Here is a 1,557-nt window from a genome sequence, read left to right as displayed (position 1 = left end):
CAGACTGTCGACAAAGCCCCACTTCGGGGCTTTGTCTTGTTTCTGGAATGTTACCGGATGTAGGTTTTTACTGAAGGAAAGCAAGAAGATCGCCTATCCCACCTGTCTTTCTAGGTGGTTGGCGATCTTCTTTACGTTCTGGCAGATGGCGGTCATGAGCGCCTGCTCCAGAACTTTCTTCTTTCCGCGCAAACGGCAATAGCGAAGTCCATGGAGCTCTTTAGCATCCGCGAAGCTTCGCTCAACCGTTTGGTATCGTAATCGGTATAGATATTTCCCCGACCGGCTTCTACCGTTCTGTTTCACCCATTCTTTGCTGTCTTGCCACACATGACGGGTTAATACTCGCTGTTTGTTCTTTGAGCGAGTGCACTCATTAAGCATTGGGCAAGCGGCACAGACTTTGGGGTTAGATTTGTATTGGCGGTAGCCCTCACGATCCGTGGTCGAGTAAGGCAGATCATGATTCTGAGGGCAGATGTAGGTATCTCGCTGCGCATCGTATTTAAAACGCCACTTCGCAATAAGACCTTTCGTCGGGGTGAAGCTTCGTCCTCCAATCACAGCGAAGATGTTTCGTTTATGTAGTCCTTTGCATATTGCTGCGGTAAAGTAACCAGCATCGAGAGCGACAGCTTCCAAGGAGTTTTCAAACCCAAACTTCTTCATTTGCAGTTCCAGGCGGTCGAGATACGGCGTCGAATCATGAACATTTCCGGGGGTGATATGGACATCGGTAACAATGTTAAATTTGTGGTCTACCGTTCGATGATCTAAATAGAAGAAGCCTTCCGGCTTACCGTCACGAACCATATATCCGCTTTCTGGGTCTGTCGTACTCACTTTCGTTTCCTTGGTCTCTGTCACCTCCTTCCTGGGTTTTAAAGCTTTTTTCCGTGCTCGGCTCTGTCAGCTTGTATCGCTTCGTCTAAGTCGTCCAAATAGGTCTTTACACTTTTTTCAACTTCTTGCTTAACAAATTTCCGTTTATTCGCATTCGCTTTCAAATGGGTGGAGTCCGTAATGAGAACACGGCCTGCAACCATTCGAAGTTCTATCGCTTTCAGCACGATGTGGTCGAAGATCTCTTGAACAACTGTACTGTCTTGCAGACGTTTGCGATTTAGGCTGAGGGTGCTATGGTCAGGTACACGATCCGTGAGCCCCAAACCGATGAACCAGCGATAAGCCACATTTAGCTGAACTTCTTGCTCTAACTGACGCTCTGAGCGGATTCCATAAAGATAGCCAATAAACATCATCTTAAAAAGCATGACAGGATCTACGGAAGGGCGTCCATTGTCTTCACAATAGTAAGGTTTGACCTTTTCGAGGATAAAAGAAAAATCAATATGTTTGTGGATTTTTCGCAGTAGGTGTCCCTGTGGTACAAGATCCTCCAAGCAAACAAATTCAAAGCTATTTTGGACATTCGGATTCGATCGCAGCATTCCAACACCGCCTTAGTTATAATACCTATATTATACCATATTAAAGCGGTGAATTGGTAAAGTTGTTGAAGATAAATATAGCCTGTTGAGGTTTCTCAACAGGCTG

The 1,557-nt window shown here is 45.8% G+C and carries 1 protein-coding gene; it reads right to left on the bottom strand.

Annotated features, from left to right (window positions below; translation table 11 throughout):
- Positions 1–93: 93 nt before the first annotated feature.
- A protein-coding gene (locus tag L1N82_RS23055) for an IS1182 family transposase (protein ID WP_235289813.1) occupies positions 94–1,451 on the bottom strand; the annotation gives its coding sequence in 2 pieces (ribosomal slippage) (positions 94–887 and positions 887–1,451; 1,359 coding nt in all).
- Between the last annotated feature and the right edge of the window lie 106 nt (positions 1,452–1,557).

This window comes from Paenibacillus tarimensis (assembly GCF_021532315.1).
Taxonomy (GTDB): domain Bacteria; phylum Bacillota; class Bacilli; order Paenibacillales; family Paenibacillaceae; genus Paenibacillus_I; species Paenibacillus_I tarimensis.
The sequence above is the reverse complement of the archived record's forward strand: the minus strand, read 5'-3'. Positions and strand labels throughout refer to the sequence as shown.